General features: G+C 72.7%; 22 protein-coding genes and 1 pseudogene. 4 read left to right on the top strand and 19 right to left on the bottom strand.

Annotation, left to right across the window (positions count from 1 at the left end; all coding sequences use genetic code 11):
• Window positions 1–62: 62 nt before the first annotated feature.
• Window positions 63–470, bottom strand: coding sequence for a hypothetical protein (locus FHL79_RS25400; protein ID WP_179966088.1), 408 nt, complete (start codon window positions 468–470; stop codon window positions 63–65).
• 220 nt (window positions 471–690) lie between these two features.
• Window positions 691–1,833: a PDDEXK-like family protein gene (locus FHL79_RS10580; RefSeq protein WP_138758564.1), complete on the bottom strand. Its 1,143-nt coding sequence runs from the start codon at window positions 1,831–1,833 to the stop codon at window positions 691–693.
• A gap of 268 nt (window positions 1,834–2,101) precedes the next feature.
• On the opposite strand from FHL79_RS10580, the gene FHL79_RS10575 reads away from it, so the two are divergent.
• A complete protein-coding gene (locus FHL79_RS10575; protein ID WP_138758563.1) occupies window positions 2,102–2,617 on the top strand; it encodes an HAD domain-containing protein in 516 nt (171 codons plus the stop codon).
• 29 nt (window positions 2,618–2,646) lie between these two features.
• Here the strand turns inward: FHL79_RS10575 and FHL79_RS10570 are convergent, their stop codons facing one another.
• The 12 genes from FHL79_RS10570 to FHL79_RS10515 form a co-directional block, all read right to left on the bottom strand.
• Window positions 2,647–2,934: a type II toxin-antitoxin system RelE family toxin gene (locus FHL79_RS10570; RefSeq protein WP_138758562.1), complete on the bottom strand. Its 288-nt coding sequence runs from the start codon at window positions 2,932–2,934 to the stop codon at window positions 2,647–2,649.
• The gene (locus FHL79_RS10565; protein ID WP_138758561.1) at window positions 2,931–3,203 is read right to left on the bottom strand and encodes a type II toxin-antitoxin system Phd/YefM family antitoxin; all 273 of its coding nucleotides are present in this window, start codon (window positions 3,201–3,203) and stop codon (window positions 2,931–2,933) included. The genes FHL79_RS10570 and FHL79_RS10565 overlap by 4 nt, the downstream gene beginning before the upstream one ends.
• 50 nt (window positions 3,204–3,253) lie before the next feature.
• Window positions 3,254–4,225 (bottom strand): ERCC4 domain-containing protein, encoded by a 972-nt coding sequence (locus FHL79_RS10560; RefSeq protein ID WP_138758560.1) that lies wholly within the window; start codon window positions 4,223–4,225, stop codon window positions 3,254–3,256.
• A gap of 191 nt (window positions 4,226–4,416) precedes the next feature.
• Window positions 4,417–7,128 (bottom strand): MGH1-like glycoside hydrolase domain-containing protein, encoded by a 2,712-nt coding sequence (locus FHL79_RS10555; protein ID WP_246080611.1) that lies wholly within the window; start codon window positions 7,126–7,128, stop codon window positions 4,417–4,419.
• Window positions 7,129–7,290: 162 nt separating this feature from the next.
• Window positions 7,291–7,785: a DUF4234 domain-containing protein gene (locus tag FHL79_RS10550; RefSeq protein ID WP_246080609.1), complete on the bottom strand. Its 495-nt coding sequence runs from the start codon at window positions 7,783–7,785 to the stop codon at window positions 7,291–7,293.
• Between the two features lie 209 nt (window positions 7,786–7,994).
• Window positions 7,995–8,723 carry a helix-hairpin-helix domain-containing protein gene (locus FHL79_RS10545; protein WP_138758559.1) on the bottom strand — a complete coding sequence of 243 codons (729 nt, stop codon included), beginning with the start codon at window positions 8,721–8,723 and terminating at the stop codon, window positions 7,995–7,997.
• Between the two features lie 120 nt (window positions 8,724–8,843).
• Window positions 8,844–9,980: a thermonuclease family protein gene (locus FHL79_RS10540; protein ID WP_171058110.1), complete on the bottom strand. Its 1,137-nt coding sequence runs from the start codon at window positions 9,978–9,980 to the stop codon at window positions 8,844–8,846.
• A gap of 190 nt (window positions 9,981–10,170) precedes the next feature.
• Window positions 10,171–10,830 carry a TetR/AcrR family transcriptional regulator gene (locus tag FHL79_RS10535; RefSeq protein WP_138758557.1) on the bottom strand — a complete coding sequence of 220 codons (660 nt, stop codon included), beginning with the start codon at window positions 10,828–10,830 and terminating at the stop codon, window positions 10,171–10,173.
• Window positions 10,827–11,759, bottom strand: a complete 933-nt coding sequence (locus FHL79_RS10530) for an NmrA family NAD(P)-binding protein (RefSeq protein WP_138758556.1) — start codon at window positions 11,757–11,759, stop codon at window positions 10,827–10,829. Before FHL79_RS10530 ends, FHL79_RS10535 begins: the two co-directional genes overlap by 4 nt.
• Before the next feature lie 92 nt (window positions 11,760–11,851).
• Entirely contained in the window at window positions 11,852–12,289 is a 438-nt protein-coding gene (locus FHL79_RS10525; protein ID WP_138758555.1) for a hypothetical protein, read from the bottom strand.
• Between the two features lie 126 nt (window positions 12,290–12,415).
• Window positions 12,416–13,096: a response regulator transcription factor gene (locus FHL79_RS10520; RefSeq protein ID WP_138758554.1), complete on the bottom strand. Its 681-nt coding sequence runs from the start codon at window positions 13,094–13,096 to the stop codon at window positions 12,416–12,418.
• The gene (locus FHL79_RS10515; RefSeq protein ID WP_138758553.1) at window positions 13,093–14,355 is read right to left on the bottom strand and encodes a sensor histidine kinase; all 1,263 of its coding nucleotides are present in this window, start codon (window positions 14,353–14,355) and stop codon (window positions 13,093–13,095) included. Before FHL79_RS10515 ends, FHL79_RS10520 begins: the two co-directional genes overlap by 4 nt.
• A gap of 165 nt (window positions 14,356–14,520) precedes the next feature.
• On the opposite strand from FHL79_RS10515, the gene FHL79_RS10510 reads away from it, so the two are divergent.
• Together FHL79_RS10510 and FHL79_RS26490 are read left to right on the top strand one after the other, a co-directional pair.
• On the top strand, window positions 14,521–15,366 hold the full coding sequence (locus FHL79_RS10510) for an alpha/beta hydrolase (RefSeq protein WP_138758552.1): 846 nt from the start codon (window positions 14,521–14,523) through the stop codon (window positions 15,364–15,366).
• A gap of 20 nt (window positions 15,367–15,386) precedes the next feature.
• Window positions 15,387–16,319: pseudogene (locus FHL79_RS26490) on the top strand (alpha/beta-hydrolase family protein); the annotation flags it as partial.
• A gap of 9 nt (window positions 16,320–16,328) precedes the next feature.
• Here FHL79_RS26490 and FHL79_RS25775 read toward each other — a convergent pair.
• From FHL79_RS25775 to FHL79_RS10490, 3 genes are read right to left on the bottom strand one after another with little or no spacing between them, the layout of a single operon-like run.
• Complete coding sequence (locus FHL79_RS25775) at window positions 16,329–17,165, bottom strand: matrixin family metalloprotease (protein WP_138758550.1); 837 nt, start codon at window positions 17,163–17,165, stop codon at window positions 16,329–16,331.
• Window positions 17,162–18,175 (bottom strand): zinc metalloprotease, encoded by a 1,014-nt coding sequence (locus FHL79_RS10495; RefSeq protein ID WP_246080607.1) that lies wholly within the window; start codon window positions 18,173–18,175, stop codon window positions 17,162–17,164. Before FHL79_RS10495 ends, FHL79_RS25775 begins: the two co-directional genes overlap by 4 nt.
• 22 nt (window positions 18,176–18,197) lie before the next feature.
• Window positions 18,198–18,953, bottom strand: a complete 756-nt coding sequence (locus FHL79_RS10490) for a biosynthetic peptidoglycan transglycosylase (protein ID WP_171058109.1) — start codon at window positions 18,951–18,953, stop codon at window positions 18,198–18,200.
• A gap of 418 nt (window positions 18,954–19,371) precedes the next feature.
• On the opposite strand from FHL79_RS10490, the gene FHL79_RS10485 reads away from it, so the two are divergent.
• Window positions 19,372–21,639 carry a putative bifunctional diguanylate cyclase/phosphodiesterase gene (locus tag FHL79_RS10485; RefSeq protein ID WP_171058108.1) on the top strand — a complete coding sequence of 756 codons (2,268 nt, stop codon included), beginning with the start codon at window positions 19,372–19,374 and terminating at the stop codon, window positions 21,637–21,639.
• Here FHL79_RS10485 and FHL79_RS10480 read toward each other — a convergent pair whose 3' ends face one another.
• Both FHL79_RS10480 and FHL79_RS10475 read right to left on the bottom strand, forming a co-directional pair.
• Window positions 21,640–24,870, bottom strand: coding sequence for a heavy metal translocating P-type ATPase (locus FHL79_RS10480; RefSeq protein ID WP_138758547.1), 3,231 nt, complete (start codon window positions 24,868–24,870; stop codon window positions 21,640–21,642).
• Between the two features lie 132 nt (window positions 24,871–25,002).
• Window positions 25,003–25,446, bottom strand: a complete 444-nt coding sequence (locus tag FHL79_RS10475) for a hypothetical protein (protein WP_138758546.1) — start codon at window positions 25,444–25,446, stop codon at window positions 25,003–25,005.
• Window positions 25,447–25,554 lie beyond the last annotated feature (108 nt).

Below are 25,554 nucleotides of genomic sequence, written 5' to 3'. Positions count from 1 at the left end.
TCACCCGCCTCGAACGCCCCACGGGCAGCAGCCGACACAACTACCTGGGCAACGGATGGCTCTCAGTAGCTCGGCTCGCTACAGAGCTGGTAGCCGCAACCGGGCCCATAGTCGTCGTTAGCCAACCGCTCTCCCTCGAGGATCTCGGCGTCCTGCTCCGGGCTGCAGCCGTAGCCGATGCACTCGTCCTCAGTCAGCGGCGCCTGCACTTCCTCTGCTGCTGCCGACGCGCGTGCAGCTTCCGCGGCGGCGGCCGTCTCCGCTTGGCGCTGAGCCTCCGCCTCCGCCGCAGCGGCTGCGGCTGCGGCGGCTTCTGCGGCGACCCGCTGAGCCTCCAGCGCAGCACGGGCCGATTCTTCCGACTCGCGCTCCAACCCGGACGGGCCAGTGAAAGCCGGCGGTGGCGTGGACGCGCTGACGGGATCCGTAGAGGGAGCCGCAGGTTCGGCGGCGCAGGCTGACAGCAGCATGGCGCCACTGGTCAACGTGGCGAGAAGTAGTCGGCGCATTCTGGTTCCCCACGATTGTTGGAGGCGCACGGCACGAAGTCATGCGTTGGTGGACACCTACCGCGTCGGTGCAGGCCAGCGGCGTCGCCGACCAGTCAGCTGCTCGGCGCTCACTCCGTCGTGCGAGTGCAACAGCCGCACTTCGGTGGCGCCGTCTCTCAGGTGAGCTGTACCCGCTGAGTCATTCCTCGACGGGGGCCACCGTGACGTCCGCGGCAACGCTGGCCAGATGGTCCAGCGACACCTCCATCAACTCCAGCATGTCGCGCCAGTCGAGTTCGGCCGCGTCAACCGGTAGCTGCGAGGCCAGGCGCAATCCGCCGTTGTACAGCGAGTCGCTGAAGAGCATCGGATGTTTGCCCGTCGGCTCGCCCGCAGATGCAGCGCTCCGCCAATCTGCGAGTCGCCGTGGGGAGGGGTTCCCGGACAGTCCGTCGTGCCAGCCGCGCTTCCGGGGCACCAGCGCTGCGGCCAGTGCCTGTTGATCCTCGTTGAGCGTCGCGACTAGCGCTGTTCGTGACAGGCGTGCGGCAATAGGCGTGGCCAGGTCATGCGCGAGCACCCTCGCCTCCGCGCTGTCTCGAACGTCTCGCGGATCGACCTCGAGTCCGAGTCGAAGTACCCATGCGCGTGGTCGAGGGTTGTCGGCTCGGAGGTCCAGCGTCATGAAGACATCCAGGCCCGCGCGCGTCCCGATCGACCACCAGCCGAGCAGCATCGGCGCGCCACCGTTCGTGCGCATGCCAGAGCCAAGCGCGAGGTCCAGTCGGTCCGCCGTCGGGCTGCGCCGCAAGCTGGCCTTGAGTCGCTTGACCAGGAGGTCGGCCACCACTCGGTCCTGGGCCAGCCCGAGTCGACCCTCGAGCTGTTCCGCCCGCCGCTCGAGAACTGCCGCGGCCAGGTCAGCCAGCCAGGCCGCCTGCGCATGGTCGCTCTTTCGCCACTCCCCGACGAGCCCGGCGAGCGTGAGACCCGTGTGCCACGACGGCGGTACATGTGGGTCGTCGCCCGAGAGGGTCACCAGCCAGCACGAGGCGGACAGGCCATCCTGCGCGGCCCATTCGTCATACACCGCGTACTGGCGGCCATGCTGTCCGGCTCCGATCTTCACCTCGACCAGGGCCAGCGGCTCACCAGCAGCGTTCTCCACCAACAGGTCGGCACGGCCGCCTCTGCCATTGACCAGCGCCTCGCGCCGGACCTTCAACCCCTCTGCGTCAAGGCCGAGTACGCGAGCCAGCGGCTGAGGGTCGAGATCGGCGAGGAACGCGACGAAGTCACTGACCCGCTCTTCACCGTTGAGTAGACGCTCCAGCCCAACCATGTTGCCTCCTCGATCGACACTCGTTGCAACCGAGTCATCGGCCGTCCTGGTGCCGGAATGAACGGATCGCCTTCGGCGCAGCGGTGAGCGTTGCGAAGGACTGGCGCAGTGATCGACCGCGGGGAGCTGCGCCGTCATGTGAGAGTCGCGGTCCCGCCAGCGGACTGTCAGACCGGACTTCCCCACAGGCGACGACGGCCCTCCTACGCTCGGATGAGGTCGTGCGCCGACGCCCGCTCGGGCCGGCGCGCCACGGAGGGGACCCCGCATGCCATCGATTCGCCCACCTCTCCTGCTCCTGGACGTCGACGGGGTGCTCAACGCCATGCGCTGGGAGCTACCGCCGGGCTGGCAGCAGGGCACCTTCAACGGCTACGTGCTGTCCTGGGACCCCACCGTCATCGCCCGGCTGCGCGCGCTGCACGAGGCCGGCCGGGTGGAGATCCAGTGGCTGACCACCTGGGCGGAGAACGCCGACCTGTTGCTCGCCGAACCGCTGGGGCTGCCCCGCGGACTGCGCGAGAGGTCCGGCGGACGCGCCAAGCCCACCGGCTTCATGGGCCGGCTCGGCGGCCAGTCCGGCTGGTGGAAGCTCGAGGCCGCCCAGGAGGTCGCCGAGGAGGAGCCGGGCCGGCGGATCGTCTGGATCGACGACGACCTGGCCGAGCAGGCCGCAGAGACCGGGAACTGGCTCGCCGCGAACCCGCACGTCCTCGTCGTCGCCCCCGACCTCTACACCGGGCTGACCCACGAGCAACTGGACGCCATCGAAGCCTGGCTCTGACCCGGTGGAGCCGCCGGCGCTCGGCACGCTCAGCCCGTCGACGGAGGTGGCGGCCGGTACGCCTCAGCCCGGTGCGCGATGCGCAGGACCAGCACCGTCCGGGCGCCGTCATCGACCTGGATGAGCACCCGGTAGTCACCGCGACGCGCGCTGCGCAGGTCGGCGAACTCGCCCGTCAACGGCTTGCTCAGCCGCAACGGGTTCGAGGGGAGCACGACGGTGACGAACTCGACGATGGCAACGGCGACCTTCGGCGGCAGCCGACGCAACTGGCGAAGTGCGGGCGAGGCGATCTGGACCTCGTACGGGGAACTCACCCCTGGAGCCCGTACTCCGCCCTCAGCTCGGCACCCGCGGTCGTCCGCTCCTCGGCCAGCTCACGGCGCCCCTCGGCGACGTCCTCCCGCACGCCGGGCTGGGACAGCCAGAACAGCGTCTCGTGCAGCGAGTCGAGGTCGGACTTGGCCATCAGCACAGCCGCCTCCCGCCCGTGCCTCGTGATCGTCACGATGTCATGGGTCGTCTCGGCGGCCTCGACCAGCGCCGACAACTTGTCCTTGGCCTCGCTCAACGGCACGATGGTCACGATCAACAGATTAGCCTGGAATCAGGCCAGAAGGTTGAACGGCGTCGTCATCAACCCGAGAAGCCGTTGTCCACCAGGTACTGGTGGACAACGTCCTGCGGGATCCGCCCACGGGCGCTGATCTGCAGTCCCCGCACCCGCGCCCACTCGCGGACCATTGCCGGGCGGGGAGCCGGTGCCGGCACGGCGCTGCCTGGGGAGAACGTGTGCTCGACCCCGACGGTGCCCGCTGCGGCATCGAGCTCGGTCAAGCAGGCACCGAGCCACCGGTAGGCCCACTCCTGCGCCAGGGGTCGGGTCTCGCAGAAGACGATCGGCACCGAGGGGAACCGCGCCTGCGCCTCGGCCAGCGACTCGGCGGCAGCCGCTCCTGGGGCATGCTCGAAGGTGAACAGACGGCTGTACCGGTCCTCGACCGCCACGGCAGCGCGGGGCAGGCCGGCGAGGTCGGCCAGGGCGTACGTGAGTCGCCCCGACAGCAGGCTGCTGACCAGGTCGCCGACGCTCTTCCGCTCGACCGCCGCCACCACGGCGTCGTCCCTCATTACCGCGTAGTCGCCGACCGGTAACCGCTGGCGGCGGGTGACGGCCTGCTGGTGGCCGAACGACCACGGGTACTTCTCGCCGGAGTCGACGACGATCTCCAGTACCTGACTGGCCGCGCGGGCCGTCGGGAGTACCACCCGGGGGCGGGCCTGCTTGGTCGTGCTCGGGCTCTGCCAGAAGATCACCTGACGGCCGCGGACCTCGGTCAGCACGAACTGCGACCGGTTCTGCCGGGCGCGCTCCAGCACGAGGTCGATGGCCGGCCCCCGGCGGTTGCATGACCGCACCGCGTGCCGCTCCACGATCTCCGCGTCGGCGGGCCAGCCCTCGGCGCGGTGGCAGTAGACCTTGGCGGCACCGGGCCAGGTCTCCCGCGCCTTGACCACGATCCCGTCCGGACCCAGCGGGATCCGGATCACGTAGGGCAGGGACGAGCCGGGCTCGGGGTTGCGGGCCACCAGGAGGTCGTCGACCACGACTCCACCTTGGCACAGCCGCGAACGGCTGCGGGGATGAGACGTGGAGGCCCCAGGGCAGTCGCGACTCCGGTCAAGCAGCACCGAGGGCCCGGCACAGGGGCGACCCTGCCCGGGTTCTCGGTGCCGCTGCGCCGTCCCCCGTCACCACCTCGCCGAAGGCACGCCTTCGGCGAGGAGCGGAGCGAGCGTCAGACCCAGCGGGGGTCGGGTGGGAGCCGGGGGTTGAGCAGGTGGGCGACCAGCGCCGTCCAGCCGGTCTGGTGGGTGGCACCGAGACCCTCGCCGGTGTCGCCGTCGAAGAACTCGCTGAAGGTCGGGTGCTCGCGCCACAGCGGTGAGTCGCTGGACTCGATCCGGTCGCCGTCCGCCGGCCGCTTGCCGTCCACCGGCCGGAACAACCGGGTCAGCGAGTTGTCGATCAGGTCCGCGGCGTCGACCAGCGTGCAGCGGTTGCCCGACCCGGTCGGCAGCTCGATGGTGAACGAGTCGCCGTAGTGCCGGCCCAGCGTGCGCAGCTTGTCCGCCAGCAGCACGTTGACCGGGAACCACACCGGCCCGCGCCAGTTGGAGTTGCCGCCGAACAGCCCGGTGCGCGACTCCCCCGGTTCGTACTCGATCGACACGTCGCGCCCACCGACGTTGGCGAACACCTGCCCGGTCGACTTCGACAGCGACCGGACGCCGAACGGGGACAGGAACTCCGCCTCGTCGAACATCCGCTGCAGGATCCGCTCGAGCCGCGTGCGGTCGACCAGCGAGAGCAGCATCTTGCGGCCCTCGGGCGCCCGGCGGGTGGTCAGCGGGCCCATCAGCTCCGGCCGGCGCTTCTGCAGCCAGCGCACCCGGTCGGCGACGTCGGGCAGCCGCTCGCTCACCCAGGCCGGGATCTCCGTGGTCCCGAGGATGGGCAGCAGGCCGACCATCGAGCGCACCCGCAGCGGCTCCGGCGACCCGTCCGGCGCGACCAGGACGTCGTAGAAGAAACCGTCGCCCTCGTCCCAGAGCGACACCTCGTGCGAGCCGAAGGCGTTCATCGCCTCGGCGATGGCGAGGAAGTGCTCGAAGAACTTGGTGACGGTGCCGTCCCACGCCCGGTCGAACCGGGACAGCTCGAGGGCGATCTTCAGCATCTGCTGGCAGTAGAACGCCATCCAGCTGGTCGCATCCGACTGCTCCAGCCGGTACCCGGGCGGCAGCGGTGCGGAGCGGTCGAACAGCGCGATGTTGTCCATCCCGAGGAAGCCGCCCTCGAAGACGTTCGACCCGTCGGCGTCCTTGCGGTTCACCCACCAGGAGAAGTTCATCAGCAGCTTGGTGAAGACCCGGATGAGGAACTCCTGGTCCCGGTAGCCGTCGATCCGGTACACGTGCCAGGCGGCCCAGGCGTGCACCGGCGGGTTCACGTCACCGAACGCCCACTCGTAGGCGGGCAGCTGGCCGTTGGGGTGCATCGCCCACTCGCGGCACATCAGCACGAGCTGTTCCTTGGCGAAGTCGGGGTCGACGTGCGCCAGCGGGATGGTGTGGAAGGCGGTGTCCCACGCGGCGAACCACGGGTACTCCCACTCGTCGGGCATCGAGATGACGTCGGCGAGAGAGAGGTGGCGCCAGCCGGTGTTGCGCCGGCCGCGCTGGCGGCGCGCCTCGGACGCCGGGGCGTCCGGGTCGCCGTCCAGCCAGCGGGCGACGTCGAAGCGGTACAGCTGCTTGGTCCACAGCAGGCCGGCGTAGGCGCGGCGGGCCACGTGCCGGTCGTCGTCGGACAGGCCCGGGTGGATGACGCTGGCGTAGAAGTCGTCGGCCTCGGTCTTCCGCAGGGCGAGGACCTCGTCGAACTCCGCGCCGAACATCTGCGCGTCGGACTCGGCCTGCCGGAGCCGCAGCTTCACCGTGACCGTCTCGCCGGGCTCGACGGCGTCCCACTGGTACCAGAACGCGGCCTTGGTGCCGGTGACGTCGGGGTTGACCGCGGACTTGTCCTCACCGACGACGCGGCGGTTGATCCCGTCCTTGGGGTACTCGCTGCTGTTGCGCTCGGCGCCGAACAGGGCGACGGCGTTGGTCTCGTTGTCGCACGCCAGCACCTCCGGCGCGCCGTCGGCGGCGAGCACCCAGCGGCCGAGGTAGCCGTGCTCGGCGACGACGGTGGCGACGTCGGCGTCCGGGGTGAAGGCGAGCGTGGGCTTGCGGTCGTCCAGCCCCCAGGACCAGGTGTTGCGGAACCAGACCTGCGGCAGCAGGTGCAGCGGCGCCGCCTCGGGGCCGTGGTTGGTGGCGGTGACGGTGATGCACACGTCGTCCGGACCGGCCTTGGCGTAGGTCAGCTGGACGTCGAAGAACCGGTCCTCGTCCAGCACGCCCGTGTCGCTGAGCTCGTACTCGCGCTCGAGCCGGGAGCGCTTGGCGTTCTCCTCGCGCAACTGGGCGTAGGGGTACTCGGCCTGCGGGTAGCGGTAGAGCCACTGCATCCACGAGTGCGTCGGCGTGCCGTCGACGGCCCACCAGTGCTCCTTGGCGTCCTCGCCGTGGTTGCCCTCGCCGTTGGTCAGACCGAACAACCGCTCCTTGAGCAGCGGGTCCCGGCCGTTCCAGACGGCGACGCCGATGTTGAGGAAGCCGTAGCGGTCGCAGATGCCGCCCAGGCCGTCCTCGCCCCAGCGGTAGGTGCGGGCGACGGCGTGGTCGAAGGGGAAGGACGCCCAGGCGTCGCTGGACTCGGAGTAGTCCTCGCGGACGGTCCCCCACTGCCGTCCGGCCAGGTACGGACCCCAGCGGCGCCACGGCGAGCCCATGTCGCCGGACTCGGCCAGCCGGGCGTGCTCGGCACTGCGAGGTGCGGTGGTGTCCTGAGGACCGGGCGGCGGAGTGGCACCCAAGGCACCGGGCACGGCAGAAGACACGACTTCCACAGTGCCACGGCGCGCGCGTCGATCCGGTTACGTCGGTGGACAGACCTCGTCACATCTGGTCAGCGACCTCGTCACAATCTCGCCTGTCGGCGTGGATGGAGACGCCGATGCCCCGCTCTCCATCGAGAGAGCGGGGCATCGTCCCGAGGCAGGTCAGCGGGCGCCGACGCTCCGCCAGTAGGCGTTCAGCGCGCCGTTGGTCTTGATCAGCCAGACCAGGGGCCCGACCACGATGGCGGCGCCCAGGATGACCCACAGACCGGTCGTCGCGCTGACCGGACGAGAGCGACCCTGTCGGGCATACAGGTTGCCGATCTCGTTCGGCAGCACGAAGGCGTTGACCAAGCCACCGGTGAAGAGACCGAACAGCAGACCGACGACGCCACCGAGGCCTTCGCCGGAGTGCTGCTTCATCTCCTCGTGCGTGGCGTAGTAGTAGAACAGCGAGTAGATCCCGAGCGTGATGATGCTCAGTCCGATCACGCCCCAGGTGCTGCGGATCTTGCCGACCGGGCCCATCGGCTGGCCGTAGGGAGCCGCCGCCGCCGGCATGTTCATCGGCTGCAGGTAGCCCGCCGTCTGCTGGTCGAACTGCGGCTGACCGAAGGGCTGCGGCGCGTACTGGGCGGGCGCGTAGTTGGTGGGCATCGGCGGAACCGACGGATCGAGAGGCTGACCGGTCGGCTGGTCAAGAGTGGACATGGGTTCCCCGTTCATGGGCGTCGGCTCATCCGACGGCGTCCGCGACAGCTAAGCGGCAGAGGTCCGTCTCAATCACCATTTCGCACATGTCGCAGCACTCGGTCACCACGCCAGTCGCTGGCCCCCCAAGGCCCCCGGGAGCACCAGGACGAGCCCTAGACGATCGCCCGATCGGCGAGCTGTTGCTGGACATGCGGGGGCAGGGAGACGTCGACGAACAACTCCCCCAAGTTGAAGTAGGTACCTCCGCGCGTCTGCCGCGCCGCCACGATCGCCTCAGCCTGCTGCACCTCGATGCCGCACACCTGAGCGATCACGGCGGCCGGTGCGGAGTTGAGATCCACGAGCCCGCCGTCGTCGAACCCGCGCCGCAGATCGGGTCGACCCACACCCAGCTCACGCGCCAGCGCCGGGTCGGACCCCCACATCTTCCGGGCTTCGTCGCGCCGCTGGCGCCCCGCGAGTGCTCTCGCGACAGCTGGGTCGGCGTGCACGGGAACGGCAGGCGGTGTCTCGTAGACCTCCCGCCGGATGCCTCGCAACTGAACGCACGCAGCGATGGTCACCGCAACGAACATGAACCCCCCGATTGCGCTGAGGGACGACTCTGCTGCCTCCGGGGAACCCGACGGAGGTGTGATCCCCAGCAGCAGGACGAGGAACAGGTCCACGGCTGTGTAGCTGATGGCCATGGTCCGCAACTCCGGTCGCCGCAGTCGGACGTAGGCGTGCCAGAAGGGGACGGCGGCCAGGAACCCCGCGGTGAACACGGTGACGAGGAAGTACCACAGCCCCGGATCCTTCTTCTCAGCCGCCACCAGGGCATTGACCGCCTGAATCGGCGCGCTCGGCTTCTGCTGCGGCGGGCGCGAGGGGTAGCTCACGTGTTCTCCTGGTTCGTGGTGACGGGGCCGCGGTGGGTGTCCTCGGCCCGCAGACGGTGACACGCTTCCGTCCGTTTTCCGGGGATCTGGGGTCGCGCCTCCAGCCACCGGCTCACCGACCTAGCAGTCGATCGGCGTCCAGGTTTTGCCGCCCGGCGCGTAGCTGCGGCAGCCGGTGTACGTGCCTGACCCACCTGACGAGCCCGACTCGGAGTCGTCGTTCGACGAGGTGGGGGCAGTCGTCCGGGAAGCGCTCGACGAGCCCGACGACGGTCGCTCGGGACTGGAGGACTGGCGCGCCGCTGCTCGAGCCGCTGCCTGTCGGGCCGCCTCAGCGGCGGCTTCGTCCGCCGCCTTCTGAGCGGCCTCTGCCGCGGCCTGCTTGGCGGCCTCCTCGGCTGCTCTTCGTGCCGCGTCCTCAGCCGCCTTCCGGGCAGCCTCGGCCAGCCTTCCCTGCTCGGAGGCGCGTGCGGTGCGGTTGCTCGATTCCGCAGCGGTGAGGCGCGACAAGCTGGAGTTCACCCGGGCCTGCAGGATCATGATCTGACCCGTGCTGTGAGCGGCCAGCGGCAAGACGTCGGTCTTGCCCGACAGGACACTCGCGAGGGCCTTGCCGGTGATGATCACTGCAGCGAGTTCACCAGCGTAGGAGTCGTAGTCCGCCAGCTGCGCCTTGCTGGCCGGCGCTCGGTCGAGCACGGAGGTGGCGGCGGACTCCAGCGCACTGACTTGGCCAGGAACTGTGCACTCCAGCGAAGTCGAGTGGAGGCCACGGCCAGCGATCTCCGCCTCCACCTGAGCACTCTGCACCCGGCTCAGGTACTTGGTGTTCGGTTCCACGGCCATGGCGACGCCGAAGCCGGCTCTCGCGATCTCTGCGTCGATGAACTTCTCACCGAGGAAGACAGCGGCAAGCTCGCGCCCGTACCTGTCGTACTTCTCCTCGTCCCACTCGAGGCGCACGTCTGTGCCCACTGGGAGTTGGCTGGCGAGGAACTCCGACGCTTCCGGCCCCATGCACTCGACCGATCTGTTCGGGTCGACCGATTCCGGGGCGTTCACGTTGAGCAAACGGACGCGATGGGTCTTGCCGTCGTAATCGACGTCGATGGTGTCCCCATCGACGACCTTGGTCACCGTGGCTGTGGTGGTGTCGCCTGCCGCGGCATGGATGACACCACCACCCACGATGACCGTCGCCGCCAACACCGCTGTCGCAGCCTTGTGTGCACCGGCAAGGGCCAGTAGCCCGCTCACGATTCGACGTCCCCCCGTTGGTCTGCACAGCCGTGCAGAGTTCGGCCAGGCTATGGGGCGTTCCAGTTCCGCTACCAGCGTGCCGCGCTTCCATCACCCGCCCGGATGACCCACGAGGGATCTGGCGACCGACGACCTTCAGATCGTCCCGAGCGTCGCGGTCCGCGTGCCCGAAGAGTTCACCCGCCGGTCAGGCGGGACGGCGCGGCGTGCTGATCACCCGGTCGAACTCGGCCGGCGCGAGCGGTCGGCCGGGCAGCGGCTCCCCGGTCGGGCGGAGGCCGTCCAGCGCCAGGCCGAGCACCCGGCGCCACACCCCGGGCGCGACGTCGCGGGCCCGCTCGGTGACCGCGGCGACCATGACCGGGATCAGCGCGAGGTCGGTGGTGGTGACCTCGGGACGGACCTGCCCCCGTTCCTGGGCGCGGCGCAGCAGCTCACCGACCACCGGTGCGATGCGCTCGGTCGCCTCGCCCGCCCGAGCTCGCCCGTCCGGGCCCAGCATGAACTCGCGCAACCCGCGGTCGGCGGCCTGCAGGTCGACCACCTGGACGAAGAAGTCCCGCAGCGCCGACCACGGGTCGGGCTCGGCCAGCGCCGCCTCGGCGAGAGCGCCGACCTGCTCCAGCTGGTCCTCGAACAGCGCCAGCATCAGGTCGGCGCGCTCGGGGAAACGTCGGTACACCGTGCCGACACCCACGTCGGCGGCGCGGGCGACCTCGTTGTGGGTGACCGCCTGACCGGTCTCGGCGAACAACCGGCGGGCCGCCGCCAGGATCCGGTCGCGGTTGCGCTCGGCGTCCCGCCGCAACCGCCCCGTCGTCCCCTCGGGCGTCACCGGGCTTATCATGCCGCCTGCGCAGCCGCCTCTGGACCCGCATCGGGAGCCGCTTCGTGGGCGGCGAGCACGTCGCGGACCGGCGTCCAGTGCCGCGGGCCGTAGCGGTCGTTGTCCAGCGGGCCCAGCTTGCCGATGCCGCTGAACATGCTGTGCAGGTACTGCATGCCCTGCCAGGCCGGGAACGGGGCGTCGTCGTCCCGTGACACCGCCCGGCCCACCTTGGCCGCGCCGCTGAGCAGGCCCAGGCCGCCGGCGTAGGTCGGGCGGAAGGTGCGCCCGGTGAGCTCGCTCATCGTCCGCGCCAGGTCGCGCGCGGACACCTCGCTGCCGGCGATCTCGAGGTAGCGCGGCGCCTCCGGGTCGAGTGCGGCGTCGGCGGTGAAGGCCGCGGTGTCGTCCTTGGTGGTGAAGTCGAGCAGCTGGTCGGCGTCGTGCCAGTAGAGGACCCGGTCCCGGTCGAAGAGCACCAGCGGCGCCTGCCCGGTCAGCATGTCGGCGAAGGCGCCGTTCAGCACCGACGTCGCCCTGATCGGGGCGCGGTCGAGCACCCGGGCGAAGTCCCGGCGCATCTCGAAGTTCCGATTGGACCCCGGGGCGACGCGGCGGTAGTCGGCCGCGTAGTCCGACGGGATGAACCGCGGGACGCCGGCGGCGACGGCGGCGTCCAGCAGCCGGGTCTGCGCGTCGACGATGACCGACCGCACGCCGCTGATGGTCGAGACGACCACGTCCGCGCCCTCGGCGGCCTGCCGGAGCGCGGCGGCGTCGTCGTAGTCGGCCTCCGCCACGGTGGCGCCGAGGTCGCGCAGCTTGCGGTGCTTCTCCGGGCCGGCGCCGGAACGGGTGAGGGCACGGACGTCGGCACCCTGGGCGACCAGGGCGCGCGCGGTACGCGCGCCCAGGTCACCGCTGGCACCGGCGAGCAGGACGGTGGTCATCGGGATCTCCTCGCTGGAGGCGAAGCGGATCAGGCTGTCCGCTTCGTCGCCCCGACCGTACGCCTACTGGATAGGTCTATCCACTTGTCGGCTCAGTTGCCGGCGTACGCGGAGACGCCGAAATGCCGCTCGCCCTTCGCGTCCTCCTGCACGAGCACGGTGTAGGCCTGCCCGTTGATGACCGCGGCGCAGGTGTCGCCGTCGCACTCGACGGTCTCCACCGCGGCGCCCTGGCTGGCGACGTTCCGGGCGACGGCGTCCTCGGTGTCGGAGTTCCGGTCGTCGATCCGGTCCTTGTAGAGCATCACGCCGGCGATCGCGACGGCCGCGACGATGACGGCGACCATCAGCGCGATCAGCGTGGCGGTGTGCCGGGAGACCCAGCCGGGCTCCTGGCCGGTCTCCTCGACGCCGCCGAGGGTGCCCTCGCTGACCGACGGGGCCGGGGTGCCCGGCTCGACGGTCGTGGCGCCGGCGGGCTGGGGGCTGAACGTCTGCGGGTCGGTGGGAGTGGTGCCGTCGCTGCTCATCGGGACATGCCTCTTCTGGGTGCGGGGGTCTGGGTGTGGCCGGGGCGTCGTGCGGCTCGCCGGCTGCCCCCACGGTGCCACAGCTCCCTGTGCCGGCAGGTCCGGCCACCGACAGGCGGATCGGGATCAGCGCCCCGGGGTCACCAGCCCGGTCTCGTAGGCCAGCACCACCGCCTGCGCGCGGTCGCGCAGCGCCAGCTTGCCGAACACGCGGCTGACGTGCGTCTTGGCGGTCTGCTCGACGACGAACAGCCGTTCGGCAATCTCCCGGTTGCTCAACCCGCGGCCGACCAGCCGGAGCACCTCGGTCTCCCGCGGGGTGAGCGCGGCGAGCACGGCCGGCCGGTCACCGTCGGCGGCCGGCGTCGGCCCGGTGGCGAGGTAGTGCGCGATCAACCGCTGGGTCACCTCGGGGGCGAGCAGCGCCTCGCCCGCGGCGATCACCCGGACGGCGTTGAGCAGCTCCGCGGCCGGCGCGTGCTTGAGCAGGAACCCGCTCGCGCCGACGCGGAGGGCCGCGTAGATGTGGTCGTCGAGGTCGAAGGTGGTCAGCACCAGCACCCGGGGCGCCGGCGGCTCCGCCAGCAGCCGCTCGGTGGCCGCGATGCCGTCCATCCGCGGCATGCGCACGTCCATCAGGACGACGTCGGCGGGTCGGCCGCGGGCCGCCAGGGAGCGCGCGACGTCCACCGCGGCCTGCCCGTCGGCCGCGGTGCCGAGCACCTCGATGTCCTCCTGCGCGGCGAGGAGCGCGGCGAACCCCTCGCGGACCATCGACTGGTCGTCGACCACCAGCACGCCGATCACGCGGGCACCCCGACCGTGAGCGGCAGCGCGGCGACCAGACGGAACCCGCCCCCGGGCAGCGCGCCGGCCTCGACCGTTCCGCCGTGCACGGCGGCCCGTTCCCGCATGCCGGGCAGCCCGTGACCGCCGCCCGGTCCGCTGGGCATCGTCGTCCCGGGGCCGTTGACGATCTCGATCCGGAGCACGTCGTCCTCGCCGGCGACGCGGACGCGGACCTGCGCCCCGGGCGCGTGCTGGGCCGCGTTGGCCAGGCCCTGCTGCACGATCCGGTAGGCGGTCAGGCCGAAGGCCGGAGGCGCCTCGGGCAGGTGCAGCTCCCACATCAGCTCGGCGCCGGCGGCGCGCGCCGCGCGGAGCAGCGCCTCGACGTCGGCCAGCCCGGGCTGCGGAGCGCGCTCGGCGCCGTCGTCGGAGCGCAGCACCCCGAGCAGGCTCTGCATCTCGGCGAGCGACTGGCGTGCGGCGGCGGCCACCTCGGCGAACTCGGTGCGCACCGGCGCCGGCACCTCCTCGATCCGGTAGGGCGCGGTCTCGCAGCGCACCGCGATCATCGACATGTGGTGGGCGACCACGTCGTGCATCTCCCGGGCGATGCGGGCCCGTTCGGCCAGCGCGCCCTGCCGGGACAGGGCCTGCGCAGCACGCTCCTGCTCGTCGTGCAGCGCGACCTCGGCCCGCTGTTGCGAGGCCAGCGCGCTGCCCACCACCAACGGGACGGCGGTGAGCAGCAGGACCGGGACCACCGCAGCCGTGTCGATCCGCCCCATGTCGATCGCCCACGCCGGCAGGAACGCCAGGTAGGTCACCAGGACGACGCCCAGCCGCTCCCGACCGCGCGCGGCCCACGCGGCCAGCAGCAGGACGGGCAACCAGTAGAACCAGCTCCACATCTCGAACACCGGGATCGAACCGGCGGGCGCTGGGAGCACGACCTTGAGCAGCAGCAGCCAGCCGGTGACCGCGAGCCAGCCGTGGAGCGGCCGGGCGACGGCGACCACCAGGGCGGCGACCAGCGGCAGCAGGCACAGGAACGCGAGCCCGCCGGCGAGGCCGTTGCGGCCGTTGAACAGCGCGCCGGCCAGGGCGATCGAGACGATGGTGCCGTAGAGCCCGAGCACGACCCGGACGGCGACCGGGGCCCAGCGGACCCGCCCCCAGGGCTCGGCCCAGCGCGGGTCCGCCGGGCGGGTCGCCGCGGAGATCGCCTCCCCGGCGAGCCTCGAGAGCCCGCGCCGGGGCGCAGGGAGCGAGATCGTCATGCCGACCGAGCGTAGTGACGCCGACCGCCCCCGACGTCACTCTGCGAGGGCATCCCGACCCCCTACGGGGGTAGCACCGCCGGCCCCACTGCCCCCGCCGTAGCGCGCCGATCCGGCTCCTCGGCGTGACGCCCGCAGGGGTCGCCGTGCCCACCATCGACCGGCATGCGCCTCCGCTTCGTCACCCTGCTGATCGGCCTGTCCACGCTGGTGCAAGGAGTGCTCCTCGTCGCCCAGCCGGCCGGGGCCGCGGCCGTGGTCCCGGTCCGGCTCGACCCGTCGTGCGCCGGGTCGTTGACCGCCCGGCTCGCCGGCGACCTGTCGGTGCGGATCCTCGGCTGCGACCCGACCGGCCCGGGCCGCGCGGTCGTCGCACTCGGCGACCCGGCCACCGCCGCGGACGTCGTGCTGCTGGTGCCCGGCGCGGACATCGACCTGACCACGCTGGACGACCCGGTCGTCCCGGACCGGCGGCCGATGGGCTGGGCGCGGGCGCTGTCGGCGGCGGCCGGTCCGGACACCGCCGTCGTGCTGTGGGTCGGCTACCCGACACCGCAGGGGCTCGGTCGGGACGCCGCGACCGGCCGGCTGGCGCGGGCCGCCGTCCCGGCTCTGGTCGAGGAGGTGACCGCGCTGCGCGACCGGCCAGGCGGGGTCCCGCACCTGACCGTCCTGGGCCACAGCTACGGCGCGGTCGTGGTCGCGCTGGCGGCGCCACAGCTGGCCGCCGACGACCTGGTCCTGCTGGCGAGCCCCGGTGCCCGGGCACCGGACGTCACCGCGCTGCACACCTCCGCCCGGGTGTGGGCCGGGAGCGGGCCCGGGGACTGGATCGGCCGGGTGCCGCACCTGCAGCTGGGCGACCTGGGGCACGGCGCGGACCCGGCGGCGGCGAGCTTCGGCGCGCGACCGCTGGACGTGGCGGACGTGACAGCGCACGACGGGTACTTCCGCGCCGGGTCGGCGTCGCTGACGGCGATCGCGGACGTCGTCACCGGGGTGCGACCGTGAGGACCCGGCATCCGGCCGCGATGGTCCCGGCGTGCGCCACCGCCCTCACCACCATGCTCGGCCCATGGCTGCTGGAACCGGCGCCCTGGGTGCGGCTGCTCGCCGGCGGCCTGGCCGGGCTGACCGTATGGAGCACGCTGCGGTCGGTCTGTCTCGTCCGGCGGCTGGCGCGGGCGCTGCGTCGGGGTCCGGGAGCGCTCGTCCCGGCCGTCGTGCTCACGCTGGTGCTGTCGGCCGCGGTCAGCCCGGCGGCGCCGCCCGCCCCGGACGACCCGTCGGCGGTGCAGGTGACCTCGACCGGTCCCCTCCGGGTGCGCGTGCCGCTGGCCGCTTCGGCCTCGGACGCCGGCCGGGCCCGGCTCGCGGCGGCGGCGCTGGCGCAGGCCGGTGGGCTGTCCCGATCGGCGGTGCTGGTCGCCGTCCCCACCGGGTCGGGGTGGCTGGACGAGGGCGCCGTCCGGTCGCTGGAGCACCTGACCGGGGATGACGTGGCGACGGTGAGCGTGCAGTACGGCAGGCAGCCGAGCTGGGTCGAGTACCTGCGTGGCACCGAGCGGGCGACCCGGTCGGCGACGACGTTGCTGGCCGCGGTGCGGGCGGAGATCGACGCTCTGCCGACGGGTCAGCGACCGCGGCTGCTGCTGTTCGGCGAGAGCCTCGGCGCGACCGCCGCAGCGACCGCGGTGCGCGATGGGGGTCGGGTCGACGGGTGCCTGCTCGCCGGCCGGCCCGGGTCGGCGGGCGAGCCGGACGTGCCCGGGTGCACCGACGTGCGCAACGACGACGACCCGGTGGTGCAGTGGCGGCCCGACCTGATGGTCCGCCCGCACGGCGGGCTGCCGTGGCTGCCGGCGGTGACGTTCTGGCAGGTGACCGGGGCGATGGCCGGCTCGCTGGCGCAGCCGCCGGGTCATGGGCACCGGTACGGCGCGCAGCTCGGCGACGACTGGGCGCGCCTGCTCTCACAGGTCCGGCGCGCACTCCCCGGCGCCGAGCTGCGTCAGCCCGGCGAGGTCGCCGTCGGCGAAGTCGGGCACCTCGGCGCCGGTCTCGGACATCACCTGCGACCGGTCGTCGACGTGGGCGAGGCCGACCAGGTGACCGAGCTCGTGCAGGACGACCCCGCGGGCCACCCCCCGCTCACCGGTGTCGGCGAGGGCGGCGGAGAACCAGTCGGCGTCCAGCTCGACGGCGCCGGTGACGTAGACGCCCGCTCCGGTGGACGTGGAGAACGCGCGACTGCCGGCCAGACCGATGATGCCGCCGGCGAAGTCGGGCACCTCCGCGCCGGTGGCCCAGCTGATCAGCACCGGTGCCCAGCGGTCGCCGTAGCGGTCGGGTTGGTGGCTCGACCGGTCGTTGGACGGTGACTCGGTGGTGTCGCCGTCGTAGACGAACTGCAGCCCGGTGATCGCGCTGACCTCCGCGATGGCGGCGTGGACCAGCGCCCGGCCGCCGGCCGGCTCGTGGTCGGGCCGGACCACGTAGTGGATCGGCCGGCACGGGTCGTAGGCCACCGGGGTGACGCCGTCGTCCTGGACCTGGTTGAACTCGTGCGGTCCCCCGCCGTCGGGCGCGGCCAGCGGCGTGCCCAGCGGTGTGGCGGACTCCTCCAGGCCCGGTCGTGGGAAGCCGAGGATGGCGTCGGTCGGACCGTTGAGCGACCAGCTGTCGGCCGGGAGCGCCTCGCCGTCGACGTACAGGTTCCCGGCAGCCATCGAGAGGAGCATGACGAGCACCGCGCCCAGCGAGAGGTTCGCGATCCGGACCCCGGACCAGCCCGACGGCTGCCCGGTCACAGCCGGGGTTCGCAGCTGCCCGCGCCCAACTGCGCCAGGCCGGCGAGGTCACCGCCGCCGAAGTCCACGACGTCGGCCGACCCCCGCGCGTTCATGAGCTGCCACGGGTCGTTCACGTGGTCCAGCCCGACGACGTGCCCGAGCTCGTGCAGCACGATCGCCCGGGCGATGGGTGCGCCGTCGGCCCAGGTCATGAGGTCGGCGAAGTAGGCCGCGTCGAGTTCCACGGTGCCGGTCACGAAGACGGCGGGGCCGCCCACCGACAGTGCCTGGCTGCCGCCGAGTCCCGCGACGTCGGCTGCGAAGTCGGGCTGCTCGGTCACCGTCTCCCAGCTGAGGAGCACCGGCGCCCAGCGGTCGCCGTACCGGTCGGGCTGGTGAGCATCTCGTTGCCCGGTCGGGTCCTCGTCGGTGACGCCGTCGTCGACGAACTGCAGTCCGGTCACCGAGGAGATCCGGGAGACGGCGTCGCGGATGACCTGGTCCCCGCCGACGGGCGCGTTGTCCGGGCGCACGACGTAGTGCACCGGCCGGCACGGGTCGTAGGCGACGGGCGTGACGCCGTCGTCCTGGTGCTGCACGAAGGCGTAGGAGCCACCACCCGCGGGCGGGGTCAGCGGCGTGCCGAGTGGGTCGTCGGACGAGTCACCCCCGGGCGAGGGCATGTTCGGCGCAGCGGACGCGCCGGCGACGGCGGCTCCGGGCAGCAGCCCGAAGTGGGAGCCGACGAGGCCCAGCCCGACGATGGCGACGACGAGCGTCGCTCCGCCGATGCCGGTCCAGGTGCGGCGCCGGCGGGCAGGCCGCCGGGGCTCGACCGGCGCCCAGCTCCGCCACGGTTCCGACGGTGTGGCCCGTCCGGTCGCTTCGTCGAGGACCCACTGCGGGATCCGGCCCGTGGGCGAGGAGGGCAGCGTGCGTTCCTGGTCGTACTGGCGTCGCACGTTCTCCCCCACCGACTGGCCGTTTGCGTTCCGCTTCTCTTGGTAGCGGAGCGTCGACTCCCACACGACCCCTCGTCGCCCGGAGGGGTCAGGCGGCGGGGGTGAGGTCCCAGCTCTCGGCGGCGATCTCGTCGGCCTCGGTGCGCGACAGGGTGCCGACGGCGACGAGCCGGTCCAGGACGTGCGCCTGCCGGTCGGCCGCGAGGTCGGGGTACAGGAACGGGTCATAGGCGGACGGTGCCTGGAAGAGACCGGCGAGCAGGGTGGCCTGCGACCAGGTCAGGTCGACGGGCTCGACGCCGAAGTAGCCCTCGGTGGCGGCGGTCAGGCCGTAGAAGCCGTGGCCGTAGTAGCCGTCGTCGAGGTACATGCGGAGCAGCTGGTCCTTGCTCCAGGCGGCGTCGAGCTTGAGCGCGAGGACGACGGACTGCACGCGGTCGCCGAAGCCCTGCCGACCGCCGGCGTAGAGGTTCTTGGCGAGCTGCTGGTCGAGGGTGGAGCCGCCCTCGTCGTCGCCGGTGAGCGCACCCCAGGCGGCGCGGACCGCGCCGATCGCGTCGATGCCGATGTGGTGCTCGAACCGGCTGTCCTCGGTGGCGATGAGCGCGAGGGCGAGGTTGTCGGGGACGTCGCCCTGCAGCGGGGTGCCGCCGTTGGCGGCGAGCTCCGCGGACACGAGCTGCTGGGCGTCGTCGACCGACGGCGTCACGACCCAGGCGATCCCCAGCAGGACGGCGAGCGTGACGACGAAGGCGGCGACCAAGCGGCCGAGACGGCGGAGGACGGTGAGCGCACGGCGGGGCTTGCGGACGGCCCGGACCTGCGACCGCGCAGCGGACGTCACCACTGCCCGATCGCCTCCTCCATCGCCGCGGCCGCCCCGGATCGGTCGCCGTCCCGTTGATCATGAGACGCCAGCGGCCTGGGAGATGACTGTCAGTCACCTCGTTCACCCCATCAGGCGACGTGGCGGCGCCCCACCGTCCGAGCCGCTGAGTCGGTCGAGGCGCTGCGGCCCACCCCTTGGGGTGACGTGTCGATCGTCGCCCGGGAGCTGCCGCCGGCCCGATCAGCCGACTCCGAGACTGGTGGACACCAGGTGGACCGGCCGTGAACGGCCAGGTCAGGTGCGTTCAGGCGGAACGTCGAGTTCCGCTACCCGGGCGGCCCGTCCGCTGACAGCAGCCGGGTCCGCGCCCGCAGCCGGCTCCCGTCACCCGCCCGGCGGTCAAGGCGGTGCGCCGAGCGGTCGATGGGCGGACATGACGAACAGGCCGTGGCGTGTCCAGGCATCGGTGGGTGCGGCGGTGCTCGCCGTCTACCTGCTGTTCCCGGCGGGCATCCCGCGGGACGTCGTGTACGCCCTGGTCGGCCTGTCCAGCGTCGCGACCATCCTCGTGGGCATCCGGCTGCACCGGCCCGACCGGCCGGCGGCCTGGTACCTCATGGCGCTCGGTCAGCTGAGCTGGGTGACCGGTGACCTCCTCTTCGGCTGGTACGCCGACGTCCTGCACGTGTCGCCCTTCCCGTCGCCGGCGGACGCCTGCTACCTGGCCGCCTACCCGGTCATCGGCGGCGCGGTCCTGGTGCTCATCCGTTCCCGGCAGCGGCAGCTCGACCTGCCCGGGCTCATCGACAGCGCCATCGTGACCATCGGCCTGGGGCTGCTGTCCTGGCTGGTCATCGCCGGGCCGATCGTGCAGTCGGCCGACCCTGCCTTCACCCGGCTGGTCGGCGTCGCGTACCCGGTCGGCGACATCCTGCTGCTCGCGCTCCTGGTCCGCCTGGTCACCGTCCCGGGCGCGCGGAGCGCCTCGTTCCGGCTGCTCGGGAGCGCGGTGGCCATGCTGATGCTGGCCGACGTCGCGTACGCGGCGATCTCCGCGTACGCGGACTACGACAGCGGCGTGTTCGACCTGCTGTGGCTGGCCTCCTACGTGCTGTGGGGAACGGCGGCGCTGCACCCGTCGATGCGCAGCCTCTCCGCACCGGCAGCCGGTGAACCGGCGCCGTTCACCCGCCGGCGGCTCGCTGCGCTGGGGTTGGCTGTGCTCATCGCCCCCGGCGCGCTGGCCGTCCAGCTCGCGTTCTCCCTGAGCGTGCAGGGGTGGCCGGTCGTCGTCGCCTCGGTTGCGCTGTTCTCGTTGGTGGTCGCGCGGATGCACCTGGCCATCCGGGAGGTCGTCACAGCGGGCCGGAAGCGGAACCAGCTGCAGCAGGAGCTCGCCCACCAGGCCGCCTACGACTCGCTGACCGGCCTCGCCAACCGCGCCCACGTGCTCGGGCTGATCGAGGCCGCGCTGCACCGCGCCCAGCGCAGCGGCAGCGAGCTGGCGTTGCTGGCCCTCGACCTCGACGGTTTCAAGATGGTCAACGACACGTTCGGGCACCAGGCCGGCGACGAGGTGCTGCGGGCCGTGGCCGGCCGGATGCGGTCGGTCGTGCGCGTGGGCGACACCGTGGGGCGGCTGGCCGGCGACGAGTTCGTCATCCTCGTCGAGCCGCTGGAGGGCACCTCCCAGCTGCTCGAGCTCGCCGAGCGGCTGATCACCGCGGTCTCGACGCCGATCCGGGTGGGCGACCGGGACGTCACGGTCGGGGTGAGCATCGGCGCCGCCATCAGCTCCGACGGGAGCACGGACGCCGACGCACTGCTGCACCACGCCGACGCCGCCACCTACCGGGCGAAGGCCGCCGGCCGCGGCCGCGTCGAGCTGTTCGACGAGTCGCTACGCCGCCAGCTGGACGAGCAGGCGGACACCGAGAACGCCATCCGCGCCGGGCTGACTGCCGGTGAGTTCGTGCTGCACTACCAGCCGGTGATCAGCTTGAGCACCGGCCGGGTCCAGGGGTACGAGGCGCTCGTCCGCTGGCACCGGCCCGGGCACGGACTGGTGCCGCCGGACGACTTCATCCCGATCGCCGAGCAGTCGACGCTGATCTGCGACCTCGACCGGTGGGTGCTGGACGAGGCGACCGGTCAGCTCGCGCGGTGGCGGCGTGAGGACCCCGAGGCCGGCGAGCTGACCGTGGCGGTCAACATCTCCGGCCGGCACCTGGCCAGCCCGGGCGTCGTCGACGACGTCGTCTCCGCACTCACGCGCTCCGGGCTGCCCGCCTCGGCGCTGGTCGTGGAGATCACCGAGACCGTGCTGGTCGACCGGCTCAGCATCGCCGACCGCCTCGTGGAGCTGCGCCGGCTGGGCGTCGAGATCAGCATCGACGACTTCGGGACCGGCTACACGTCGATCGGCCAGCTGCAGCACCTGTCCGTCGACACCTTGAAGATCGACAAGAGCTTCCTCAACTCCTCCGACGGCGGCAGCTCCGAGCTCGTGCGGCTGATGATCAACGCTGCCCACGCGTTCGGCCTGAAGGTGGTCGCCGAGGGCATCGAGGACGCCGGCCAGCTCGAGCAGCTCCGGACGCTGGACTGCGACTCCGGGCAGGGCTACCTGTTCGCCCGGCCCCGGCCGGTGGCCGACCTGCCCTCCGCCGCGGAGCTGTCCCCCGACGTCCTGCCGGCGTGATCACCGGGCTTCGACGGTGGACGGCACGGTGATCACGTTGCCGTCGGCCAGCCGGAACTGGGCCCACACCCGGTAGACGCCGGCGGTGGGGAACTCGACGTGCACGTCGAGCTCGGGGCCGAACGTCGTACCGGGCAGGGCGAAGACCGGCCGGCCCGCGCCGTCGCGCACCTCGGCGTGCTCGTGGGCGAAGGTCTCCCCGTCGGCGCGCATGACCACCACGTGGCCCGCCGCGGCCAGGTAGGGCTGCAGGTCGTCGACCGGACGGCCGGTGGCGGCGTCGGTGAGCGTGTAGTGCAGCTCGCTGCTGCCGCCGGAGTGCGCGTCGCCGTCCAGCTGCACGCGGACGCCGTCGACGACGGTGCTGCGCGACCCGGCGGGGAGGACCACCGGCTGTGGAGCGGTGCCGGCGACGGTGAGCACCTGCCGGGAGTGCACGTCGGCCAGCTCCCCCTGTCGGCGGAACTCGGTGTTGACGACGTAGCGGCCGGCGGTCGGGAAGGTGACGTCCACGGCCAGCCGTCCGGGCCGGCCGGTGGGCTGCGGGTGGACGTGCGCGAACGTGCCGAGGTCCTCCCGGGTGGCGATGAGGTGCATCCACGCCTCGTGACTGCGGGTGAGGTCTGCGACGGGCCTGCCCGTCGCGCTGTCGACGACGGCGACCTCCACCCGGGCCGGCCGGCCCGGCTGCACGTCGTCCGGCAGGTCGAGCCGGACGTCGACCCCGGCGTCGGCGGCCTCGGTGGGCGGCACCTCGGCGGTCATCATCACGCTCATCGCCGGCCGCATCGGCATACCGGTGCCCTGCACCCAGGCCAGCTGACCGTTCATGCCGTGCCCGGCGGCGTCCGACCGTGACACCGCGGTCAGGCCCGCGCCGAGCGCCAGGGCGACGACGGCGATCCCGGTCAGGTAGGCGTACTGCCCCACCCGAGCCCGAAGCGGCGGGTGCAGGACCTCCGCAGCGGTGGCGGGGCGCCGGAAGCGGCGCAGCCGCAGCGCGTTGGTCACCACGCTCACCGAGCTCATCGCCATCGCTGCCGAGGCCAGCACCGGGTCCAGCAGCAGGCCGTGCCACCAGTACAGCCCACCGGCGGCGACCGGGATGAGCAGCAGGTTGTAGATCCCGGCCCAGGCGAGCCCGGACCTCATCGTCGTCACGGTGCGCCGGGACAGGGCGACCGCCGCGACGATGCCGCGCAGGTCGCCCCCGACCAGGGTGATGTCGGAGGCGGCGATCGCCACGTCGGCGCCGGTGCCGATGGCGATCCCGACGTCGGCGGCCGACAGGGCCGCGGCGTCGTTGATGCCGTCGCCGGCCATCGCCACGACGTGCCCCTGCGACTGCAGCGCGCGCACCTGCGCCGCCTTGTCCGCCGGCAGCACCTCGGCCAGCACGGAGTCGATGCCGACCTGGTCGGCGATCGCGGTCGCGGTGGCCGCGTCGTCGCCGGTGAGCATCCACACCTGCAGTCCCAGCGCGCGGAGCTGGGCGACGGCCTCGGCCGACTCGGGCCTGACCGTGTCGGCGACGGTGAGCACCGCGACCGCCACCCCGCCGACCGCGACGAACATCGGCGTCCGCCCGGCCGTGGCACCGCGCTCGGCGGCGCCCGACAGCTCGGCGACGTCCACACCCCGGGCGGTCATCAGCGCGCGGTTGCCCACGAGCACCCGCTCGTCGCCGACGACGGCGTCGATGCCGTGACCGGGCACGGCGTCGAAGGAGCGCAGCGCCGGCAGGTCGAGGCAGCGCGTGGCGGCCGCGGCGACGATCGCCTCGCCCACCGGGTGCTCGCTGCCGATCTCCGCGGCGGCGACCAGGGCCAGCACGTCGTCCTCGGCCCAGCCGCCGAGGGTGGTGACGCCGGTGAGGGCCGGCGTGCCGCGGGTGATGGTGCCCGTCTTGTCCAGGACGACGGCGGTCACCCGGCGCGCGGTCTCCAGCGCGTCGCCGTTGCCGATGAGGATCCCCAGCTCGGCGGCGCGGCCGGTGCCCACCATGACGGCGGTCGGCGTGGCCAGCCCCAGCGCGCACGGGCAGGCGATGATCAGCACCGCGATGGTGGTGCCGATCGCCATCGTCAGCCGGCCGGGATCCGGGCCGAGCAGCGCCCAGGCGGTGAAGGTGGCCGCGGCCAGGCCGAGGACCAGGGGCACGAACCAGGCTGAGACCCGGTCGGCCAGCCGCTGCATCGGCACCTTCGCGCCCTGCGCGTCCTCCACCAGCCGCACGATCTGGGCCAGCGCGGTGTCCGCGCCGACCGCGGTGGCGCGCAGGACGACGGTGCCGGTGCGGTTGAGGGTGGCGCCGATGACGGGATCGCCGACCGTCTTGTCCACCGGCAGGCTCTCGCCGGTCAGCATGCTCTCGTCGACCGCCGTCGCGCCGTCGGTGACCACCCCGTCGACCGGCACCTTCTCGCCGGGCCGCACCCGCACCAGGTCACCCAGCAGGACTCGGTCCACCGGGACGTCGACCTCGGAGCCGTCGCGCAGCACCCGGGCGGTCTTCGGCGCGAGGCCGACCAGGGCGGTGATCGCCGCGGCGGTCTGCTTCTTCGCCTTCGCCTCCAGCCACCGGCCGGCCAGGACCAGGGCGAGGACCACCAGCGAGGTCTCGAAGTAGACGTGCAGCGGGAGCCCCCACCGCTCGGCGGCGGCCGGCCACAGGGTGACGAAGGCGCTGTACGCGTAGGCGACGCCGGTGCCGAGCGCGACGAGGGTGTTCATGTTCGTCGAGCGGTGCCGGGCGGCGGCCCAGGCGGCGCGGTAGACGTCGCGGCCGGCCCAGGACTGCACGACGGTGGCGACGACCAGGATCGCCGGCATCAGCCAGTCCATCGCGTCGAGGGGCAGCGGCACGTACATCAGCACCATGAGCCCGAGCCCGGTGGCGAGGGTGACCTGCCACCTCCGCTTCAGCGCCGCGAGGTCCGCGTCGTCCTCGCCACCGTCGTCGACTGTCTTCGGGACGGCGGGCAGCTCCTCGTGGCGCGGGGTGGCGGTGTAGCCGGCCCGGGTCACCGCGGCGGTCAGCTCCGCCGGTCCGACCCGGGCGGGGTCGACGTGCACGGTGGCGACCTCGGTGGCGAGGTTGACCTCGGCGGCGGCCACGCCGTCGACCCGGCGCAGTGCCTTCTCCACCCGGCCGACGCAGGAGGCGCAGGTCATGCCGCCGATCTCCAGGGTGCAGGTGGTCGTCGGCGCGGTCGGTGCGGTGGTGGTCATCGGGATCTCCTGGTCGGACGAGGTGCTGGAGCTGATCGTCAGGGGCGGCCACCGGGCTCGGACCGGGCAGACCGCCAGGTCCGCGACCGGCGGCGGGAGCACCAAGGGCCCCACCACCGGTCGGCTGGGCGGTCAGCAGTGGGCGTACTCGTGCGGGCGCAGCAGCATCGCCGCGGCCATCGCCGGGAGCATCAGGACGTGGCCCCAGAGCATCAGCGCGCCCTCGCCGATCAGCCCGAGGGCCAGCGGCACGAACAGCACCAGGAAGGGCAGGTACATCGCCGCGGCCATCTCCGCGATGGGCCGCCACCGGTGGCCGCGGACCTTCATCCACGCGGACATCGCGACCGTCATGTCCGTCGCCATGATCAGCGCGCCGGAGTACGGGTCCTCCATCAGCCAGCCGGCGCCGACGGCGTCGAGGGTGACGGTCCACAGCGGGTGCAGCGCCACCATGCCGACGGCCATCGCCACGACCATCTCGACGAAGTGCCGGGCGAACCGCCGGGCGCTCGGGCGGTGCGGAGCCTGCGCGGGTGACTCGATGGAAGAGGGAGGAACGGTGCCGGTCGGCATGGGAACTCCTCGACGAGGTGTGGGTGGTGCGGTCGGGAGGAAGCGTCGGCGTCGCCAGCGGGGCATCTCACCGGGGAAACCGCCGGGATGTGCGCGGGTCCGTCGCCG

The organism is Modestobacter altitudinis (assembly GCF_005930475.1).
In the GTDB taxonomy this organism is placed as follows: Bacteria; Actinomycetota; Actinomycetes; order Mycobacteriales; family Geodermatophilaceae; genus Modestobacter; species Modestobacter altitudinis.
Note: the sequence above shows the minus strand (reverse complement) of the source record. Positions and strands in the feature narration are given on the sequence as shown.

Bases quoted from the DNA above. Each gene is read 5' to 3' on its own strand.
- FHL79_RS10580 (WP_138758564.1), bottom strand. From the start codon at position 1,833: ATGGTTGGGCTGGAGCGTCTACTCAACGGTGAAGAGCGGGTCAGTGAC.
- FHL79_RS10515 (WP_138758553.1), bottom strand. From the start codon at position 14,355: ATGACGATCTCGCTCCCTGCGCCCCGGCGCGGGCTCTCGAGGCTCGCC.
- FHL79_RS10575 (WP_138758563.1), top strand. From the start codon at position 2,102: ATGCCATCGATTCGCCCACCTCTCCTGCTCCTGGACGTCGACGGGGTG.
- FHL79_RS10485 (WP_171058108.1), top strand. From the start codon at position 19,372: ATGACGAACAGGCCGTGGCGTGTCCAGGCATCGGTGGGTGCGGCGGTG.
- FHL79_RS25400 (WP_179966088.1), bottom strand. From the start codon at position 470: ATGCTGCTGTCAGCCTGCGCCGCCGAACCTGCGGCTCCCTCTACGGAT.
- FHL79_RS10525 (WP_138758555.1), bottom strand. From the start codon at position 12,289: ATGAGCAGCGACGGCACCACTCCCACCGACCCGCAGACGTTCAGCCCC.
- FHL79_RS10475 (WP_138758546.1), bottom strand. From the start codon at position 25,446: ATGCCGACCGGCACCGTTCCTCCCTCTTCCATCGAGTCACCCGCGCAG.
- FHL79_RS10510 (WP_138758552.1), top strand. From the start codon at position 14,521: ATGCGCCTCCGCTTCGTCACCCTGCTGATCGGCCTGTCCACGCTGGTG.
- FHL79_RS10550 (WP_246080609.1), bottom strand. From the start codon at position 7,785: ATGCCCACCAACTACGCGCCCGCCCAGTACGCGCCGCAGCCCTTCGGT.
- FHL79_RS10480 (WP_138758547.1), bottom strand. From the start codon at position 24,870: ATGACCACCACCGCACCGACCGCGCCGACGACCACCTGCACCCTGGAG.
- FHL79_RS10535 (WP_138758557.1), bottom strand. From the start codon at position 10,830: ATGATAAGCCCGGTGACGCCCGAGGGGACGACGGGGCGGTTGCGGCGG.
- FHL79_RS10530 (WP_138758556.1), bottom strand. From the start codon at position 11,759: ATGACCACCGTCCTGCTCGCCGGTGCCAGCGGTGACCTGGGCGCGCGT.